This is a genomic window from Virgisporangium ochraceum (genome assembly GCF_016863655.1).
In the GTDB taxonomy this organism is placed as follows: domain Bacteria; phylum Actinomycetota; class Actinomycetes; order Mycobacteriales; family Micromonosporaceae; genus Virgisporangium; species Virgisporangium ochraceum.
This window is the reverse complement of the sequence record NZ_BOPH01000065.1, coordinates 1-19,867: the sequence shown is the minus strand read 5'-3', so window position 1 is coordinate 19,867 and position 19,867 is coordinate 1. Positions and strand designations below refer to the sequence as shown.

Below are 19,867 nucleotides of genomic sequence, written 5' to 3'. Positions count from 1 at the left end.
AGAGCGTCTACCGGGCTGGAGGTCACCCTTCGACCAGCGACCCGAGCTGGTGCATCCGCAGCGTGTTGGTGGCACCCGGCGAGTTGGCCGGCGTTCCGGCGACGACCACCACGTAGTCGCCGCGGCGGAACTCACCCAGACCGATGAGCGCCTGGTCGACCTGGCGGAACATGTCGTCGGTGTGCTCGACGAAGTCGACCAGGAACGTCTCGACGCCCCACGACAGCGCCAGCTGGTCGCGCACCGCCGGCACCGGCGTGAACGCCAGCAGCGGCAGCTTGCAGTGCAGCCGGGCCAGTCGCCGCACCGTGTCACCGGTCTGCGAGAACGCGACGAGCGCCTTCGCACCGGTGACGGTGGCGATGTTCGACGCGGCCACGGTGATCGCGCCACCGCGGGTCCGCGGGTCGTGCTGCAGGCGGGGGACGTCGAACGAGCCGCCCTCCGTGGTCTGCACGATGCGGGCCATGGTGCTCACCGTGAGCACCGGATAGCGGCCGACGCTGGTTTCGCCGGAGAGCATCACGGCGTCGGTGCCGTCGAGCACGGCGTTGGCGACGTCGGACGCCTCCGCCCGGGTCGGCCGCGAGTTCTCGATCATCGAGTCGAGCATCTGCGTGGCGACGATGACCGGCTTGGCCTGCTCGCGGCACAGCTGCACGGCGCGCTTCTGCACCAGCGGCACCTGGTCGAGCGGCAGCTCGACACCGAGGTCGCCGCGGGCCACCATCACGCCGTCGAAGGCGTCGACGATCGGCTCGAGCGCGGTGACCGCCTCCGGCTTCTCGATCTTGGCGAGGACCGGACGCCGGACGCCCTCCTCCTCCATGATCTCGTGCACGGGCTTGATGTCACTGGGCGACCGCACGAACGACAGCGCCACCATGTCGACACCGAGTCGCAGCGCGAACCGCAGGTCCTCGATGTCCTTGTCGGACAGGGCCGGGACGCTCACCGCGACGTTCGGCAGCGAGACCCCCTTGTTGTTGGAGACCGGGCCACCCTCGATCACCAGCGCCTGGATGTCGTTGCCCTCGACACCGGTGACCTCCACGGCGACCTTGCCGTCGTCGATGAGCAGCCGGTCGCCGGGCTTCACCTCCTGCGGCAGCTTGGCGTACGTGCAGGAGACCCGGTTCTGCGTGCCGAGAATCTCCTCGCTGGTGATGACCACCGTGTCACCGGTGCGCCATTCGACCTTCGTGTCGGCGAACCGGCCCAGGCGGATCTTCGGGCCCTGCAGGTCGGCCAGAACGCCGACGGCCCGCCCGGAGGCCTCGGCGGCCTCCCGCACCAGTCGGTACGTGCTCTCGTGGTCGGTGTGGCTGCCGTGGCTGAAGTTCAGCCGGGCGACGTCCATACCGGCGTCGACGAGCCCCCGGATGCGGTCGGCGTCTGAAACAGCCGGACCGAGTGTGCAGACGATTTTTGCGCGACGCGTCACATTCACGAGGCTAAACCGTCGAGGTTACGGGCGTTCGCCCACCCTGCCATCAGTACGCAAAGCCGACCTTGCGTATCAAGGGAGGTCGGTCGGTGGCGGGTAGAGTTGCTTGACTCTCTCGACAGGCGGGGTGGTGAGGCGTGTCCGGCAGGCGGGCTGACGGCGTCCTCGCCATGCTCTCGGTACCCCTCGCGTGGGTGGTCGTGCTGTTCGCGCTGGCCGCCCCCGTGGCGCTGAACAACCACCCCGCTCCGGCCGTGGCCGCCGGCGCCCAGCAGCGCGCCGTGGCACCGGCCACCGGGATGGAACGCCCCGCCGACGACGACGCCGAGGGGTCACCCGGTGTTCTCGGGCTGCCGCCCAAGGTCCACCTGATCGTCAACCGCACCGGCACCGGAACGGCCCCGCTGGCCCCGGTGCTCGCCGTGCTCCCGGCGCCGGTCGACCGCACCGACGCCGGCATCCGCATCGCCACCGGCCGGGCCGGCACCTCGCCGGCCGACGCACCACCGGGCAGCTCCCGGTGGGGACGGGCTCCGCCACGCGCCTCCGCGTGACGTAGCAGCCCACCACCAGTCCCCACCTTCCTAAGGAGTTTCACCCGTGACGCGCGCGACTTCCGTGCGCGCGGTCCTCGCCATCGCGGTTCTCGCGGTCTCCGGCTGGCTCGTCGCCACCCGACCGCCGAACCTCGGCCTGGACCTGCGCGGCGGCACCCAGATCGTTCTGGAGACCCGGGACGGCCAGCTGGCCAAGGCCGGCTCCAAGACCACCGACGAGGCGCTGGAGGTGCTCCGGCGCCGGGTCGACCAGCTCGGCGTGAGCGAGCCGTCCCTGGCCCGCTCCGGCGAACGGCGGATCATCGTCGAACTGCCCGGCGTGACCGACCCCGACGAGGCCGTCGAGGTCCTCGGCCGCACGGCCCAGCTCACCTTCCACCCGGTGCTGGGCCAGGGCGACCCGGCAGCCGTTCCCGACACCGACCCGTCCGCCAGCGCCTCCGCGGGCGCCGGCGCTTCCGCGGGTGCGAGTGCCAGCGCTTCAGCGGGCGCCAGCCCGTCGGCCACCCCGTCCGCGAGTCCGTCCGCGAACCCGTCCGCGAGTCCGTCCGCCAACCCCTCCGCCAGCGCGAGCGCCCCTGCGGCGCCCAACCCCGACGGCTCGCAGACGCTCCTCACCGAGGACGGCGGCGAGGCCCTGCTCCTCGGCCCGGCCACGATCGACGGCGCGCTCATCGAGGACGCCCGTGCCGCCATCGGCCAGCTCGGCGAACGCACCATCGACATCGAGTTCCGGGGCCGCGGCCCCGACGCCTGGCAGGACCTCACCGGCAAGGCCGCCTGCTCCCCCGCCGGTGACCCGACCCGCCGGGTCGCGATCGTGCTCGACGGGAAGATCATCTCCTCGCCGCAGGTGAACCCCGACATCGCCTGCAACGTCGGCATCACGGGCGGCACGACGAGCATCACCGGCCAGTTCAGCGCCGAGGAGGCGCAGGACCTCGCCCTGCTGATCCGGGCCGGCGGCCTGCCGGTGCCGGTCGAGGTGATCGAGCAGCGGATCGTGGGTCCCAGCCTCGGCGCCGCGGCGATCGACGCGTCGGCGCAGGCCGCCGTGCTCGGCATCATCGCGACGATCCTGTTCATCATCGCGGTCTACCGCCTGGTCGGTGGGCTGGCCGCGCTCGCGCTGGTCAGCTATGGCCTGATCTCCTACGCCGCGCTGCTGGCGATCGGCGCGACGCTCACGTTGCCGGGCCTCGCCGGGTTCGTGCTCGCGATCGGCATGGCCGTCGACGCGAACGTCCTGGTGTTCGAGAGAGCCCGGGAGGAGTACGCCGAAGGGAAGAAATCCCTGGCCGGCTCGATGACCATCGGGTTCGGCCGCGCCTGGTCGGCGATCATCGACTCCAACATCACCACGCTGCTCGCGGCCGGGCTGCTGTTCTTCCTCGCCGCCGGCCCGGTGCAGGGCTTCGGCGTGACCCTGAGCATCGGTGTGGTCGCCTCGATGTTCACCGCGCTGGTGGTCACCCGGGTGCTCACCGACCTCGCGCTGCGGCGCGGGTTCATCAAGCGCCGTCCCAAGGTCAGCGGCCTCGCCGGCATCGGCTTCGTGCGGCGCTGGCTGGAGGAGAAGGGTCCGAACCTGATGGCCCGCCGCCGGCTGTGGATGGGCATCTCCGCCGGCCTTGTCGTGCTCGCGCTGGCCGGCATCGTGGTGCGTGACATCAACTGGGGCGTCGAGTTCACCGGCGGCCGGCTCGTCGAGTACTCGACCACCAACCCGGTCAGCGTCGACGCGGCCCGCGAGGCGGTCGGCGAGACCGGCCTCGACCGGGCCGTGGTCAACACGTCCGGCAACGACAACATCAGCGTGCGGTCGGGTTCGTTCGACGACGACGCCGAGGACCGCGTGCGCGCGGCCCTGTCCGAACTGGGCGGCGGCGTGGAGCTGGTCCGCGACGAGACGATCGGACCGAGCCTCGGCACCGAGCTGCGCAACAAGGCGCTGATCGCGCTCGGGGTGGCCCTGCTGGTGCAGCTGGCGTACCTGGCCATCCGCTTCCGCTGGCAGTGGGCGCTGGCCACCGTGCTGGCGCTGGCCCACGACGTCATCCTGCTGGTCGGAGCGTTCGCCTGGTTCGGGCGTCCCGTCGACGGGGTCTTCCTCGCGGCGGTCCTCACGGTCATCGGCTACTCGGTCAACGACACCGTGGTGGTCTTCGACCGCATCCGCGAGCTGGTGCGCAACCCGCTGAAACGGCAGTTCGCCGACCTGGCGAACCTCGGCTGCCTGCAGACCGTGCCCCGGACGGTGAACACCGGCCTGGGCGCGCTGTTCGTGCTGGTGGCCCTCGCCGTGCTGGGCCGCGACTCGCTCGTCGACTTCGCCGTGGCGCTGTTGATCGGCATCATCGCCGGCACCTACTCTTCGGTGTTCCTGGCGGCCCCGCTCGCGATCGTCTTCGAGTCACGGCCGGGCGGCCTGGTTCAGAAGCTCGCGGTTCGCGCGTCGGCGACCCCCCGGGTCCGTGCCGCCAGGCCCCGTGCCGCCACGGGTCGTACGGCCAGGAACAAGGCCTCCGCCAGAAAGGGATGACATGGATATCGAGCGGGTCAACCTGCCGGGGATCGGGATGCGCCACGCCATCACCACCGAGCGCGGCCGGCGCATCGGGGTGGTGTCGCATCACACCGGGCGCCGCGACCTGGTCGTCTACGACAAGGACGACCCCGACACCGCGGTGGTCTCGGTGGCGCTGACCGGCACGGAGGCGAACGCGCTCGCGGAACTCATGGGCACCGTCCGGCTGGTGGAGCGGCTCACCGAGCTGAACCGGCAGGTCGAGGGGCTGGTGACCGAGCAGATAGTGCTCGCCGAGGGTTCGCCGTACGACGGCCGGACCCTCGGTGACACCGCCGTCCGCACCCGCACCGGGGCATCGATCGTGGCCGTGGTGCGGGGCGGGCAGGTGTTCGCCAGCCCCCGACCGGACTTCCGGTTCACCGCCAACGACGTCGTCGTGGTCGTGGGCACGGCCGAGGGCACCAGCGCGGTCTCGCAGATCCTCACCGACGGCTAGGGGGCGCGTGTGCACCATGGTTCGCTTCTGCTGATCGAGTTCGGGGCGATCGTCCTGGCGCTCGGGCTCCTGGCGGCGTTCGCCGCCCGGTTCTCGATCTCGCCGATCCCCTTCTACCTGCTCGCCGGTCTGGCCTTCGGCCAGGGCGGCGTGCTCGACCTGGAGACGAGCAAGGAGTTCATCGAGGCCGGCGCCGAGATCGGCGTCATCCTGCTGCTGTTCACGCTCGGCCTGGAGTACACCGCGCAGGAGCTGATGGGCACGCTGCGCACGTCGGCCCTCAGCGGCGTGATCGACCTGGTGCTCAACGCGGCGCCGGGCGTGGCCGTGGCGCTGATCCTCGGCTGGGGACCGGTGGCGGCGCTCGTGATGGGCGGCGTCACGTACGTGACGTCGTCCGGCATCACGGCGAAGGTCATGGGCGACCTGGGGTGGCTGGGTAACCGGGAGACCCCGACGGTGCTGTCGTTGCTGGTCTTCGAGGACCTGACGATGGCGGCGTACCTTCCGATCCTCACCACCGTGCTGGCGGGTGTGGGGCTGGCCGCCGGGTCGGTGTCGCTCGCGGTCGCCGCCGCGACGGTCACCGTGGTGCTGATCGTTGCGCTGCGGTTCGGCCGGTTCGTCGAGAAGCTCGTGCACAGCGACAGCGACGAGGTGCTGCTGCTCAAGGTGCTCGGGCTCACGGTGCTGGTCGCCGGCGTCGCGCAGGAGCTGCAGGTGTCGGCGGCGGTGGGCGCGTTCCTCGTGGGCATCGCGCTGTCCGGTCCGCTCGCGCACACCGCACGCGACCTGGTGAACCCGTTGAAGGACCTCTTCGCGGCCGTGTTCTTCGTGTTCTTCGGGCTGCAGACCGACCCCGGTGCGCTGCTGCCGGTGGCCGGGATCGCGCTGCTGCTGGCGATCGCCGGAATCGCGACGAAGATGCTCACCGGGTGGATCGCCGGCGCCCGCGCCGGCCTGGGCGTCGCGGCCCGGATCCGCACCGGCGCCGCGATCCTGCCCCGCGGCGAGTTCAACATCGTCATCGCGGGTCTGGCGCTGGGCGTGTCGGGCATCGACGACAGGCTCGCTCCGCTGGCCGCGGCGTACGTGCTGATCCTCGCGGTCACCGGTCCGCTGGCGGCCCGGGCCGCCGAGCCGCTGGCGAAGCGGCTCATGGCGAGGAAGGCGGCGAAGGCCGCCGCGTGAAGACCCCCTCCGGGGCCGGGCCGGGCGGCTCAGCCCTGGAGGGGAACCAGCTGGAAGCGTTCCTTGAGCCACGGCAGCAGGACCTTGTAGGCCTCGATCGTCGTGGGCTGCTTGTTGTCGTGCGACAGGACGATCGCGCCCGCCCGGGTGTCGCGCTTGATGTCGTGGACGAGCCGCTCGACGTGTGCCGGCGCCGACTCCTCCTTCTTGTGCTCCCAGTCGCGCGGGTCGACCTGCCAGTAGATCGACGTCATGCCCATCTGCTTGGCCAGGCGCACCAGGTCCTTGGTGAAGTTCCCACCGGGTGCCCGGAAGTACGGGATGCGCGCGCCCGGCACCGCGGCCAGGATCGCCTCGTTGGTGCGGCGGAGGTCGTCGCGGATCTCGTCGGGCTGCTTCTTCGCCAGGTCGATGAGGTGCTGCCACGAGTGGTTGCACAGCGTGTGGCCCTCGGCGGCGATGCGGCGCACCAGGTCGGGGTTGTCGCGGGCCCGGAACCCGACGAGGCAGAACGTCGCCTTGACCCCGTTCTGCTTCAACAGGTCGAGGATCGCCGGGGTGTTCTGCGGGTCGGGGCCGTCGTCGAACGTGAGGGCCACCGCGTCGGACCCGGTGCGGCGCAACGCGCCGGTCGACGTGTACTGCGGCTGCTTCGCCGGCGCCGACGTGGACGCGGAGACCGAGGGCGTGCCGGCCGGACCGGTCTTGTCGCCGCCCTGGGAGCCCGGTGCCGGGCTGGCCGGTGCGCCCGTTCTGCCGGTGCCGGTGACCGGCTGCGCCGTCACCTGGTCGGCGGGCAGGTCGGTCGTGTACCGCGCGACCGCGTTGTGCTTGCTGAAGCCGTTGAGCTGCCCGCCGGGGGCGGGACTGAGGAGGAGCGCGAAGGCGGCACCGACCAGAATGCCGAGGCCCACCCGACGTTGAGTGATACTCATCCGACGGAAAGTCATCAGTCTCCGGAGGGGTCGGGGACACGAACCCGGCCACGCTAACGAAAACGCGGACACCGATCAATGTCGGTGTCCGCGTCATTTCGTCACAGAGTGTTCTACCTCAGCACCGACAGCGGCCGTGAGCTGGGAACCACCGGCGCCGGAAGGGAGCCCGCCCCGCCCAGATACGAGTGGATCGCGGCCGCCGCGGCCCGGCCCTCCGCGATCGCCCAGACGATCAGCGACGCGCCCCGGTGCATGTCGCCGGCCACGAACACGCCGGGTACCGACGTCTGCCAGTCGTGCCCGCAGTCGACGGTGCCTCGGGTGGCCAGCCCGACCTGGCCGAGCAGCTTGTGTGCGTCGGTGCCCTCGAAGCCGATCGCCAGGAGCACGAGGTCGGCCGGCAGGTCGCGCTCGGTGCCGCGCCTGACGGTCACCACGCGGCGGCCGTCGTGCTTCTCGACCTGCACCTCCGCGACCCGGATCGCGCCCAGGCGCGTCGGGTCGTCGGCGGCGGGCACGAACTCCTGCACCGCCACCGCGAACAGCCGGTCGCCGCCCTCCTCGTGGGCCGGGTAGCTGAGCAGCACCTTGGGCCAGGTGGGCCACGGGTCGCGCTCCTCGTCGCGCGAGGCTGGCGGCTCGGGGTAGATGTCGAGCTGGGTGACGCTGGCGGCGCCCTGTCGGTGCGCGACGCCGAGGCAGTCGGCCGCCGTGTCGCCACCACCGATGATGATCACGTGCTTGCCGGTGGCCTCGATCGGCGCGGAGTCCTGCAGGCCCGCCACGACCCGGTTCGACCCCACGAGGTGGTCCATGGCCAGGTGCACGCCCCTGAGCCGCCGTCCGGGCGTCTCCGGGGTGTCGCGGCCCTTCAGGGCGCCGCAGGCCAGCAGCACCGCGTCGTGCCGTTCGCGCAGCTGGGCCATCGTCACGTCGACGCCCACGTTGCACCCGGTGACGAACGCGACCCCCTCGGCCTCCATCTGCAGCAGCCGGGCGTCGATGACCCGCTTCTCCAGCTTGAAGTCCGGGATGCCGTAGCGCAGCAGGCCGCCGATGGCGTCGTCGCGCTCGTAGACGGTGACGTCGTGGCCGGCGCGGGCGAGCTGCTGCGCGGCGGCCAGTCCCGCCGGACCCGACCCGATCACGGCGACCGACCGGCCCGACCGCTCGGGTGCCGGCCGTGGCCGGACCATCCCGCCGTCGAACGCGTGGTTGGCGATCTCGACCTCGACCAGCTTGATGGACACCGGGTCGTCGCCGATGCCGAGCACGCACGCGGCCTCGCACGGCGCCGGGCACAGCCGCCCGGTGAACTCCGGGAAGTTGTTGGTGGCGTGCAGCGACTCCGACGCGGCGTGCCACGCGCCGGTGCGCACGAGGTCGTTCCAGTCGGGGATGCGGTTGCCCAGCGGGCAGCCGTCGTGGCAGAACGGGATCCCGCAGTCCATGCAGCGGGTCGCCTGCTCCTTCGTCAGCGCGTCGGGCGCGGGCGGGTACACCTCGCCCCAGTCACGCAGCCGCAGCGGCACCGGCCGCCGCGCCGGCAGCTGCCGCTTGTGCTTGAGGAATCCACTCGGGTCAGGCACGGAGGGCCTCCATCACGGCCGTGTCGGGGTCCTGGCCGTTCTCCTCGGCCTGCCGGATGATCGAGAGCACGCGGGCGTAGTCGCGCGGCACCACGGCGGAGAACTCCCCCACCGCGTCCTCCCAGCGCGCCAGCAGCCGGGAGGCGACGGCCGAGCCGGTCTCCTCCAGGTGCTTCTCCACGAGGGTCCGCACCGCGGCCACCGCGTCGCCCTCCAGGGCTCCCACCGACACCAGTTCGCCGTTCACCAGCGACGGGTTCAGCTTCCACACGAACGCCATGCCGCCGCTCATGCCGGCCGCGAAGTTGCGGCCCGTCGGGCCGAGCACCACCACGGTGCCGCCGGTCATGTACTCGCAGCCGTGGTCGCCCACGCCCTCGACGACCGCCACGGCGCCGGAGTTGCGCACGCAGAACCGCTCGCCCACGCGTCCCCTGATGAACAGCTCACCCGACGTCGCGCCGTACAGCACGGTGTTGCCCGCGATGATCTGCTCCTCGGCCTTGAACGGGGCCGACTCGTCGGGCCGGATCACCAGGCGCCCGCCCGACAGGCCCTTGCCGACGTAGTCGTTGCCGTCGCCGATGAGCCGCAGCGTCACCCCGCGCGGCACGAACGCGCCGAACGACTGCCCGGCGGTGCCGCGCAGCGTGATCCCGATCGTGTCGTCGGGCAGGCCGGTGCCGCCGAAGCGGCGCACCACCTCGCCGCCGAGCATCGCGCCGACGGAACGGTTCTCGTTGCGCACCGGGAACTCGACCCGCACGGCACGGCGTTCGTCGAGGGCCGGGCCGACGGCCGCGATCAGCTGGTTGTCCAGCGCCCGCTCCAGTCGGTGGTCCTGCTTGGTCGTCTGGCGGCGGGCCGCCGCGTCGTTGATCTCCGGGACGTGCAGCAGCGGGGCCAGGTCGAGCCCGTGCGCCTTCCAGTGGTGGACCGCGGGCCGCGTCTCGATCAGGTCGGCGCGCCCGATCGCCTCGTCGATGGTGCGGAACCCGAGCTCGGCCAGGTATCCGCGCACCTCTTCGGCGATGAACAGGAAGAAGTTCTCGACGAACTCCGGGGTGCCGGTGTACCGCTTGCGCAGCTCGGGGTTCTGCGTCGCGATGCCCACCGGGCAGGTGTCGAGGTGGCAGACCCGCATCATGATGCAGCCGGCCACGATGAGCGGCGCGGTGGCGAACCCGAACTCCTCGGCGCCGAGCAACGCGGCGATGATCACGTCGCGGCCGGTCTTCATCTGGCCGTCGACCTGCACCACGACGCGGTCGCGCAGGCCGCTGAGCAGCAGCGTCTGCTGGGTCTCGGCGAGGCCGAGCTCCCACGGCGTGCCGGCGTGCTTGAGCGAGTTCAGCGGCGAGGCGCCGGTGCCGCCGTCGTGGCCGGAGATGAGGATGACGTCGGCCTTGGTCTTGGCCACCCCGGCCGCGACCGTGCCGACGCCGACCTCGCTGACCAGCTTCACGTGGATGCGTGCCGCCGGGTTGACGTTCTTCAGGTCGTAGACCAGCTGGGCGAGGTCCTCGATCGAGTAGATGTCGTGGTGCGGCGGCGGCGAGATCAGCCCGACGCCGGGGGTGGCGAAGCGGGTCTTCGCGATCCACGGCCACACCTTGTTGCCGGGAAGCTGGCCGCCTTCGCCGGGCTTGGCGCCCTGCGCCATCTTGATCTGGATGTCGTCGGCGTGCACCAGGTACTCGGTGGTCACGCCGAACCGGCCGCTGGCGACCTGCTTGACGGCGGAGCGCCGGGCCGGGTCGTAGAGCCGCTCGACGTCCTCACCGCCCTCGCCGGTGTTGGACTTGCCGCCGAGGCGGTTCATCGCGATCGCGAGCGTCTCGTGCGACTCGGCCGAGATCGACCCGTACGACATCGCGCCGGTGGCGAACCGCTTGACGATCTCGCTGACCGGCTCGACCTCGTCGATCGGCACCGGCGGGCGGGCACCGGTGCGCAGCCCGAACAGGCCACGCAGCGAGCCGGCCTCGATCGCCAGCCGGTCGACCTCGGCGCTGTACTGCCGGAACACGTCGAACTGCCGGCTCCTGGTCGCGTGCTGGAGCAGGAACACCGTCTGCGGGTTGAACAGGTGCAGTTCGCCCTCGCGGCGCCACTGGTACTCGCCGCCGACCTCGAGCCGCCGGTGCGCCCGTTCGGCGTCGTTGGCCGGGTACGCCTTGTCGTGCCGGGCCTTGACCTCCTCGTGCACCTCGGCCAGCCCGATGCCGCCGATCTTCGACGACGTGCCGGTGAAGTACCGCTGCACGAACTCGGGCGCGAGCCCGACCGCCTCGAACACCTGGGCGCCGGCGTAGGACGAGACCGTCGAGATGCCCATCTTCGACATGATCTTCAGGACGCCCTTGCCGAGCGCCTTGACGTAGTTGCGCACCGCCTTGTCGGGCTCGATGCCGGTGATCGTGTTCGACCGGATCAGGTGCTCGACGCTCTCGAACGCCAGGTAGGGGTTGACCGCCGACGCGCCGAACCCGAGCAGCACCGCGACGTGGTGCACCTCGCGGCAGTCGCCGGACTCGACGACCAGCGACACCTGGGTGCGGGTCTGCTCGAAGATCAGGTGCTGATGCAGGGCCGCGGTGAGCAGCAGCGACGGGATCGGCGCCAGGTCGGGCGTCGAGTCGCGGTCGGAGAGGACCAGGATGCGCACGCCGTCTTCGATCGCCTCGGACACGCCGCGCAGGATCTCGACGAGGCGGGCCTTCATGCCCTTCTCGCCGTCGCGCAGCTTGTACAGGCCGGAGACGCGCACGGCCTTGAAGCCGGGCTTGTCGCCGTCGGCGTCGATGTTGAGGAGCTTCGCCAGTTCGTCGTTGTCGATCACCGGGTAGGGCAGCACGATGCGTCGGCAGCTGGCCGGCCCGGGCTCGAGCAGGTTGCCCTCGGGACCGATCGTGCCGGCGACGCTGGTGACCAGCTCCTCGCGGATCGCGTCCAACGGCGGGTTCGTGACCTGCGCGAACAGCTGGGTGAAGTAGTCGTAGAGCAGCCGCGGCCGGGTCGACAGCGGCGCGATCGGCGTGTCGGTGCCCATCGATCCGATCGGCTCGGCGCCGGTGCGCGCCATCGGCGCGATGAGGATCTTCAGCTCCTCCTCGGTGTAGCCGAACGTCTGCTGACGCCGGCGCACCGAGTCCTGCGTGTAGACCATGTGCTCCCGGGCGGGAAGGGTGCCCAGGTTCATCAGGCCCGCGTCGAGCCAGTCCTCGTACGGTTGCTCGGTGGCCAGACCGCTCTTGATCTCGTCGTCGTCGAGGATGCGGCCCCTGGTGCTGTCGACCAGGAACATCTTGCCGGGCTGCAGGCGACCCTTGCGCACGATCGTGGCCGGGTCGAGGTCGAGCACGCCGGCCTCGCTGGCCATCACGACCAGGCCGTCGCTGGTCTCCCACCAGCGGCCCGGGCGCAGGCCGTTGCGGTCGAGCACCGCGCCGATCACCGTGCCGTCGGTGAACGCGACGCTCGCCGGCCCGTCCCACGGCTCCATGAGCGTGGCGTGGTACTGGTAGAACGCCCGGCGCACCGGGTCCATCCCGGTGTCGTTCTCCCACGCCTCCGGGATCATCATCAGCACCGCGTGCGGCAGGCTGCGGCCGCTGAGGTGCAGCAGTTCCAGCACCTCGTCGAAGTTCGCCGAGTCCGACGCGTCGGGCGTGCACACCGGGAACACGCGGCGCAGCGAGCCGGGGATCTCGTCGGTCTCCAGCAGCGCCTCGCGGGCGGCCATCCAGTTGCGGTTGCCGCGGATCGTGTTGATCTCGCCGTTGTGCGCGATGTACCGGTAGGGGTGGGCCAGCGGCCACGACGGGAACGTGTTCGTCGAGAACCGCGAGTGCAGCAGCACCAGCGCCGAGGTGACCCGCTCGTCGGTCAGCTCCGGGTAGAACGTCTCCACCTGCTGGGGCGTCAGCATGCCCTTGTAGGTGATCGTGCGGGGCGACAGCGAGACGACCGAGCAGGTGAGGCCGCGTTCGCGCGTCTCCCGTTCGGCCTGCTTGCGCACGCAGAACGCGATCCGCTCCAGGTCGATGCCGCTCAGCGGCTCACCGGCGCCGAGCCCGGTGCGCGGGTCGGCGGCGAGGCGGTCGGCGGCGAGGAACAGCTGCACCACGCGGGGCATGCAGTCCAGCGCCGACTTCCCGAGCCCGTCGGGGTTGACCGGCACCGTGCGCCAGCCCAGCACGTGGGCGCCCTCGACCAGCGCGTACTTCTCCACGACGCCCTTGACCCGCGCGGCCTTCTCCGGGTCTGTGTCGAGGAACACCAGGCCGACGGCGTACTCACCGGCCGGCGGCAGTTCGAAGTCGACCACCTCGCGGTAGTAGCCGTCGGGGATCTGGATCATCACACCGGCGCCGTCGCCGGTGTTCGGCTCGGCGCCGCGGGCACCCCGGTGGTCCATCCGGATCAGGGCGTCGAGACCCTTGCGGACGATCTCATGCGAGCGCCTGCCCTGAACGTCGGCGATGAAGCCCACACCGCAGGCATCGCGTTCGTTTGCCGGGTCGTACAAGCCCTGTGCTATTGGGGCCAGCGGCGGCGAATGGATCATCCAGGCCTCCTGACGTCATCGAGCTTCAAGAAGTGGGACGACGTCGGCCCAGGGCAGCACGGAACCCCAGAGGGGCCGTTCCAGCAGTGTACGCGACAGATCAGCGGCTCACCCCTAGTGACCGGGCGTCCGACTTCACAGGGGGTGTCGCGGAGTTCACATAGGTATTGCCGCGTGATGTGCTTCAGGCTCTGAAGTTCCCAAGGCAGGAGTTGCCCGATGACTCTACGTACAGCTCCGGGCGCTTCGGCGCCTGACATCATCGCCCGCGCCCGAACCGCGACGCCCGAGGCGTTCAGCTCCGACGCGACGCCCCGCAACCTCATCGCCGGCCGGTGGGTCGACACCGGCATCCTCGCCCCGGTGCGGACACCGGTCGACAACACCGTCCTGACGCACATCGCCCGGATCGACGCCGACACCGCCCGGGCGGCCGTCCGTGCGGCCACCGACCAGCACCGCGAGTGGGCGGCGACGCCGCTGTCCTACCGCATCGAACGCGTCACCGAGGCCGTCGAGCTGCTCACCGCCGAGCGTGACCTGCTGGCCCTGCTGCTCGCGTGGGAGATCGGCAAGCCGTGGCGGCTCGCGTGCGCCGACGTCGACCGCGCGCTCGACGGCGTGCGCTGGTACATCGAGCAGATCGCCGGCATGGTCGACGGGCGCACCCCGCTGCCCGGACCGGTGAGCAACATCGCGTCGTGGAACTACCCGATGAGCGTGCTCGTGCACGCCGAGCTGGTGCAGCTCCTGGCCGGCAACGCGGTCATCGCCAAGACCCCGACGCAGGGTGGGGCGCTGTGCCTCACGGTCGCGCACGCGCTGATGCGCCGCGCCGACCTGCCCGCGACGCTGGTGTCCGGCGGCGGCGCCGAGCTCAGCGAGGTGCTCGTCCGGGCGCCGGAGATCGGCGCGGTGGCGTTCGTCGGTGGCCGGTCCAACGGCGGCAAGGTGGCCGCCGCTCTCCTGGACTCCGACAAGCGCCACTTCATCGAGCAGGAGGGCCTCAACGCGTGGGGCGTGTGGGAGTTCTCCCAGTGGGACCTGCTCGCCGGCTTCCTGAAGAAGGGCTTCGAGTACGGCAAGCAGCGGTGCACCGCGTACCCGCGGTTCGTCGTCCAGCGTGAGCTGGTCGACAGGTTCCTCGACACCTACCTGCCGATCGTGCGCTCGATCAGGTTCGGCCACCCGCTGGCGGTCGAGGCCGACGGCGACCCGCTCCCGGAGCTCGACTTCGGCCCGCTGATCAGCGCCACCAAGGCCGACGAGCTGCGCCGGAAGGTCTCCGACGCGGTCGAGGGCGGCGCCGTGCCGCTGTACCGGGGCTCGCTCGACCACGGCCGGTTCCTCGACGGCCAGGACACCTCGGCCTACGCGGCGCCGAGTGTGCTGCTCGCACCGCCCGGCCGGTCGCGGCTCATGCACTCCGAGCCGTTCGGCCCGGTCGACACGATCGTCGTGGTCGACACCACCGACGAGCTGCTGTCGCAGATGAACGCCTCGAACGGCGCCCTGGTGGCGAGCCTCGCCTGCGACGACCAGGAGCTCGCCGAGAAGCTCGCCGTCGACCTGCAGGCGTTCAAGGTCGGCATCAACAAGCCGCGCTCGCGCGGCGACCGCGAGGAGCCGTTCGGCGGCAAGGGCGCGTCGTGGAAGGGCGCGTTCGTGGGCGGCGAGCTCCTCGTCCAGGCGGTGACCATCGGGGACCCGCACGAGCGCCTGTACGGCAACTTCCCCGACTACGTGCGGTACCCCGCGACGTAGCACGTCGACGCTCCAGCCGTGCGAGGATTGCAGCCTTGATCGGCAAAGGAGCTGACGTGCGTTTCGGGTTGCTGGGAACCGGCCACTGGGCCGCTGACACGCACGGTGCCACGCTGGCGGCGCACCCACAGGCCGAGGTGGTGGGCGTGTGGGGGCGCGACCCGGCCAAGGCGGCCGCGGTGGCCGCGCAGCTCGCCGCCACGCCGTACGACGACGCCGACGCGCTGTTCGCCGACGTCGACGCGGTCGCGGTCGCGCTGCCGCCCGACGTTCAGGCCGGGTTCGCGGTGCGGGCCGCCCGCGCCGGCTGCCACCTACTGCTCGACAAGCCGCTGGCGCTCACCGTCGAGGCCGCCGACGAGGTGGTCGCGGCCGTCGACGGGGCCGGGGTGGCCGCGCTGGTGTTCTTCACCAACCGGTTCCGGCCCGAGATCGAGAGGTTCCTCGCCGACGCCAACCGGGTCGGCGGCTGGTACGCCGCCCGGGGCGTGATGCACGCGTCGATCTTCCAGCCCGGCAACCCGTACGGCGCCTCGGCGTGGCGGCGGGAGCACGGCGGGCTGTGGGACATCGGCCCGCACGCCCTGTCGGTGGTGCTGCCCGTGCTCGGCGACGTCACCGAGATCACGGCCGTCGACGGGCCGCGTGGGACGGTCAACGTGATCGCCCGGCACGTGAACGGCGCGGCGAGCGAGCTGTCGATCACCCTGAACGCGGCACCGAACGCCACGGTCGTCGAGCAGGTCTTCTACGGCGAGAACGGCGTGGCCGTGGTGCCCGACCACCGGCAGACCACGTCGTTGCAGGCGTACAGCGCGGCGATCGACCGGCTGCTCGCCATGGCCGGTACCGGGGCCGGTGACCCGTGCGACGTCCACTTCGGCCGCACGGTCGTCCGCATCCTGGCGGCCGCCGACACCGCCCGCAAGGAGCGGCGGGCGGTCGCGCTCTAGGCCCAGCCGCCCGGAAAGGCGAGAGCGGGCCCCCCGCCAGGAGCCCGCTCTGCCTCAATCCCGCCGGACGACGGGGCCGCGTGCCCGCCTGCAACATGGCCCCATCGTCCGACGAAGGGGTAAAGCCTCTGTGCGGCTCTCTAGGCCGCCTCGACGGCGATCGTCGCGTCCTCGGTCAGCCGGTCACCGAGCACCAGGACAGCCGCGTTGATGAGCTGTCCCATCCGGTCGACCTCACTGGCGTGGAACGGCGGCGCGATCGCGCCGTCGGCCGCCGAGGTACGACCCGGGCCGTCGGGCCCGCCCCGCGCCGCGACCAGCACCAGGCCGGCCTTCTGCAGGGGAACCGCCACGTAGTGCGTGCCGTCGGCGGAGGTGACCGCCCGCGGACGCAGTGGCGCGATGTCCGGAATGGCCGGCGCCAGGGGGGCGCCCCAGCTGGCGTACCGCACCGTCAACGGCGCGCTCGCCGGGGCACCCGCCCAGGCCGGATCGACGGAGGTCACCGCGGCCCAGTCCGCCGCGACGAGACCGGGTACTCCGTCGACGAGGGTTGCCAGGCCTCGTCCTGTGTCGGCCGCCACCTGACCCAGGAGAGCCACATCCCGGCCGATCGGCGCGGGCAGCTCAGTGCACCGCCACACCCCCACCACGCGAACACCAGGCACCGCGCCGAGGCCGACCAGGATCCGCCCGACCAGCGCCGAGGCTGGCCAGACGACGGTGAAGTCGTCGACCGCACGACCTTGAGACCGCTCCAACACGACGACCGACACGATGTCGGCGCCTACGACGCCGAGCGTGCGGGCCACCTGTCCGAGAGACCCCGGCCGGTCGGGCAACTCAACCCTCAACCGCAACAACATGCTGAGTAGGTTGCCGGGCGCTCGTTACGCCGTGATTGCGGCGCTATTCCGGCCTTTGAAACTCGACGCCGACCTTGATGGCGGCGAGCGCCTCCGCCCACGGAAAGGCGTCGGGGCGGTCGTCGTCGGCCGGTGCGACGGTCACCGTGACGCCCTCTCCGCGCAGGTCGGCCACCGCGCGCCGGAACGGCGCGCGGTTGGCCAGAGCCTGGTTGACCCACGTGAGCACGGCGACCGGCCTGCCCATCCCGATCGCCTCGGCCACCACCCCGAGCGCGTAGTCGTCGGCGATGCCGGCGGCCAGCTTGTTCACGAAGTTGAAGGTCGCCGGCGCCACCACCAGGGCCGAAGCTGCGGACGCCGACCCCTGCCGCGGCTGGCCGGGCGCGCCGTACGCGCTGCGCACCGGTCGGCCGGTGCGCGCCTCCAGGTCGCCGACGTCGAGGAACGGCAGCGCCGACCGGGTGGCCACGACCTGCACCTCCCAGCCGCCGGCCCGTGCCAGGTCGACCAGCGTCCCGACGTCGACCGCCGGGCCGGCGCCGCACACCACCACGCAGAGAACCCCCATCCGCGAAGCTTGACACGCCGGTAACAAGTGGTTGAACTGCGGGGATGACCGCCGCCTCCCCTGACGAAGATCCACCCGGTCTCGACCGGGCCGCGCTCGCGTCCTACCTGGCCGAACACCGTCCCGACCTCGCGACCGGCCCGCTCCGGGCCACCCTCGTCGCGGGTGGCCGGTCGAACCTGACCTACTTCGTCACCGACGGCGCCACCGAATATGTGCTGCGGCGCCCGCCGCTCGGGCACGTGCTGGCCACCGCGCACGACATGTCCCGCGAGCACACGGTGATCTCGGCGCTGGGCGGCACCGCTGTGCCGGTCCCCGAGGCTCTTCTGATGTGTGGCGACGACTCGGTGCTCGGCGCCCCGTTCTACCTCATGGCGCGCGTGCCGGGTGAGGTGCTGCGGACCCGCGCGCAGACCGACCCGCTGTCGGCCGACTCCCGGCGCGACCTCGCCGAAGCCATGATCGACACGCTGGTCGCGCTGCACCGGGTGGACCCGTACGCGATCGGCCTCGGCGAGTTCGGCCGGCCCGACGGGTTCCTCGCCCGGCAGGTGCGCCGGTGGGGCGCCCAGCTCGACCGGTCCCGCAGCCGTGAGCTCCCCGGCGCGGACGAGCTGCGCGACGGCCTGGCCGCCAGCGTGCCGACCTCGCCGCCGCCGGCGATCGTGCACGGCGACTTCCGGCTCGACAACCTGATCGTCGACCCGGCCTCCCGCACGGTGCGGGCGGTGCTCGACTGGGAAATGGCCACGCTCGGCGATCCGCTCACCGACCTCGGTCTCCTGGTCACCTACTGGGACGTGCTCGGCGGCGGGTCGAACGCGGACAACCCGATCGCCACCGGGGTCGGCCCAGCCGCCGGCTTCCCACCCGCCGCCGACCTGCTCGACCGGTACGCGAAGACCTCACCCGTCGACCTGTCGGCACTCCCCTGGTACACGGCGCTGGCCTGCTACAAGCTGGCCGTGATCCTCGAGGGCATCCACTACCGGTACACCCAGGGCCAGACCGTGGGTGCCGGCTTCGACCAGATCGGCTCCATCGTGCCCGGGCTCCTCGCGTCCGGTCGCGAGACGCTGGTCTCGCTGCAAAGGTGACCCGTATGGACTTCAGCTTCGACGAACGCACCGCGGAACTGCACGAGAAGCTCACCGACTTCATGGCCGAGCACATCTATCCGGCCGAGCCGGTGTTCGATGAGCAGGTCGCGGCGCAGTCCGACCCGTGGGCCCGCCCGCCCGTCATCGAGCACCTGAAACAGAAGGCCCGCGAGGCCGGCCTGTGGAACCTGTTCCTGCCCGACCCCCGGTTCGGCGGCGGCCTCACCAACCTGCAGTACGCGCCGCTGTGCGAGCTGCTCGGACGCAGCCCACACCTCGCGCCCGAGGCCCTGAACTGCGCCGCGCCCGACACCGGGAACATGGAACTGCTCGCCGACTTCGGCTCGACCGCGCAGCACGAGCGGTGGCTGAAGCCGCTGCTGGACGGCGAGATCCGGTCGGCGTTCTGCATGACCGAGCCCGACGTCGCCTCGTCGGACGCGACGAACATCGCCACCCGCATCACCCGCGACGGCGAGGACTACGTGATCAACGGCCGCAAGTGGTGGTCGTCGGGCGCGATGAACCCGAACTGCGCGCTGTTCATCGTGATGGGCAAGACCGACCCCGACGCCGACCGGCACAAGCAGCAGAGCATGATCTGCGTCCCCCGCGACACGCCGGGCATCACGGTGAAGCGCGGCATGCACGTGTTCGGCTACACCGACGGCTCGCACGGCGGCCACGCCGAGATCGTCTTCGAGAACGTCCGCGTCCCGGCCGACCACCTGATCGGCGCCGAGGGCGACGGGTTCGCGATCGCACAGGCCCGGCTCGGCCCCGGCCGCATCCACCACTGCATGCGCCTGATCGGCAAGGCCGAGCGCGCGCTGGAGCTGATGTGCCGCCGCGTCACCGAGCGGGTCGCGTTCGGCAAGCCGCTGGCCGACCAGGGTGTCGTGCAGGACTGGATCGCCGAGTCACGGGTCCGCATCGAGCAGGCGAGGCTGCTGGTGCTGAAGACCGCGTGGCTCATGGACACGGTCGGCAACCGCGGCGCCCACTCCGAGATCCAGGCCATCAAGATCGCCGTCCCCTCGATGACCGAATGGGTCATCGACAAGGCCATCCAGGCCCACGGCGCGGCGGGCGTCAGCCAGGACACCCCGCTGGCCTTCCTGTGGGCGAGCACCCGGACGTTGCGGCTGGCCGACGGCCCCGACGAGGTCCACAAGGCGTCGCTGGCCCGTCGCGAGCTAAGGAAGTACCGCGACTAGCGGTGCTTCGTCGGGGTTGTGGACCGGCCGCGCCCTCGCGCTCGCGCCGTTGTCCGGGCCTGCGCCGATGTCGAC

General features: G+C 71.6%; 14 protein-coding genes. 8 read left to right on the top strand and 6 right to left on the bottom strand.

Translation table 11 applies throughout. The features are described from left to right. Positions 1-22: 22 nt before the first annotated feature. Positions 23-1,450, bottom strand: a complete 1,428-nt coding sequence (pyk, locus tag Voc01_RS22700; RefSeq protein WP_203929526.1) for a pyruvate kinase — start codon at positions 1,448-1,450, stop codon at positions 23-25. A 134-nt stretch (positions 1,451-1,584) separates the two neighbouring features. On the opposite strand from pyk, the gene Voc01_RS22695 reads away from it, so the two are divergent. The 4 genes from Voc01_RS22695 to Voc01_RS22680 are packed head-to-tail and all read left to right on the top strand — an operon-like array spanning position 1,585 to position 6,221. Further along, positions 1,585-2,001, top strand: a complete 417-nt coding sequence (locus tag Voc01_RS22695) for a hypothetical protein (protein ID WP_203929525.1) — start codon at positions 1,585-1,587, stop codon at positions 1,999-2,001. Between the two features lie 46 nt (positions 2,002-2,047). Then, positions 2,048-4,546 carry a protein translocase subunit SecD gene (gene secD / locus Voc01_RS22690; protein WP_203929524.1) on the top strand — a complete coding sequence of 833 codons (2,499 nt, stop codon included), beginning with the start codon at positions 2,048-2,050 and terminating at the stop codon, positions 4,544-4,546. A gap of 1 nt (position 4,547) precedes the next feature. After that, positions 4,548-5,030 (top strand): cation:proton antiporter regulatory subunit, encoded by a 483-nt coding sequence (locus tag Voc01_RS22685; RefSeq protein WP_203929523.1) that lies wholly within the window; start codon positions 4,548-4,550, stop codon positions 5,028-5,030. Positions 5,031-5,039: 9 nt separating this feature from the next. Continuing rightward, a complete protein-coding gene (locus Voc01_RS22680; protein ID WP_203929522.1) occupies positions 5,040-6,221 on the top strand; it encodes a cation:proton antiporter in 1,182 nt (393 codons plus the stop codon). Positions 6,222-6,250: 29 nt separating this feature from the next. Here the strand turns inward: Voc01_RS22680 and Voc01_RS22675 are convergent, their stop codons facing one another. The 3 genes from Voc01_RS22675 to gltB all read right to left on the bottom strand — a co-directional run bounded on the left by Voc01_RS22675 (position 6,251) and on the right by gltB (position 13,318). Next, positions 6,251-7,156: a polysaccharide deacetylase family protein gene (locus Voc01_RS22675; RefSeq protein ID WP_203929521.1), complete on the bottom strand. Its 906-nt coding sequence runs from the start codon at positions 7,154-7,156 to the stop codon at positions 6,251-6,253. A gap of 113 nt (positions 7,157-7,269) precedes the next feature. Next, positions 7,270-8,748, bottom strand: coding sequence for a glutamate synthase subunit beta (locus Voc01_RS22670; RefSeq protein ID WP_203929520.1), 1,479 nt, complete (start codon positions 8,746-8,748; stop codon positions 7,270-7,272). Then, the gene (gltB, locus tag Voc01_RS22665; RefSeq protein ID WP_203929519.1) at positions 8,741-13,318 is read right to left on the bottom strand and encodes a glutamate synthase large subunit; all 4,578 of its coding nucleotides are present in this window, start codon (positions 13,316-13,318) and stop codon (positions 8,741-8,743) included. Before gltB ends, Voc01_RS22670 begins: the two co-directional genes overlap by 8 nt. 219 nt (positions 13,319-13,537) lie before the next feature. On the opposite strand from gltB, the gene Voc01_RS22660 reads away from it, so the two are divergent. After that, positions 13,538-15,082: an aldehyde dehydrogenase family protein gene (locus tag Voc01_RS22660; RefSeq protein WP_203929518.1), complete on the top strand. Its 1,545-nt coding sequence runs from the start codon at positions 13,538-13,540 to the stop codon at positions 15,080-15,082. A gap of 56 nt (positions 15,083-15,138) precedes the next feature. Next, the gene (locus Voc01_RS22655) at positions 15,139-16,035 is read left to right on the top strand and encodes a Gfo/Idh/MocA family protein (RefSeq protein ID WP_203929517.1); all 897 of its coding nucleotides are present in this window, start codon (positions 15,139-15,141) and stop codon (positions 16,033-16,035) included. A gap of 140 nt (positions 16,036-16,175) precedes the next feature. Here the strand turns inward: Voc01_RS22655 and Voc01_RS22650 are convergent, their stop codons facing one another. Then, positions 16,176-16,889, bottom strand: a complete 714-nt coding sequence (locus Voc01_RS22650; protein ID WP_307781586.1) for an ACT domain-containing protein — start codon at positions 16,887-16,889, stop codon at positions 16,176-16,178. Positions 16,890-16,944: 55 nt separating this feature from the next. After that, on the bottom strand, positions 16,945-17,472 hold the full coding sequence (locus tag Voc01_RS22645; RefSeq protein ID WP_203929515.1) for a flavoprotein: 528 nt from the start codon (positions 17,470-17,472) through the stop codon (positions 16,945-16,947). A 44-nt stretch (positions 17,473-17,516) separates the two neighbouring features. Between Voc01_RS22645 and Voc01_RS22640 the strand changes: the two genes are divergently transcribed. Together Voc01_RS22640 and Voc01_RS22635 are read left to right on the top strand one after the other, a co-directional pair. Further along, positions 17,517-18,572 (top strand): phosphotransferase family protein, encoded by a 1,056-nt coding sequence (locus tag Voc01_RS22640; protein ID WP_203929514.1) that lies wholly within the window; start codon positions 17,517-17,519, stop codon positions 18,570-18,572. A 5-nt stretch (positions 18,573-18,577) separates the two neighbouring features. Beyond that, positions 18,578-19,792, top strand: a complete 1,215-nt coding sequence (locus tag Voc01_RS22635) for an acyl-CoA dehydrogenase family protein (protein WP_203929513.1) — start codon at positions 18,578-18,580, stop codon at positions 19,790-19,792. Positions 19,793-19,867 lie beyond the last annotated feature (75 nt).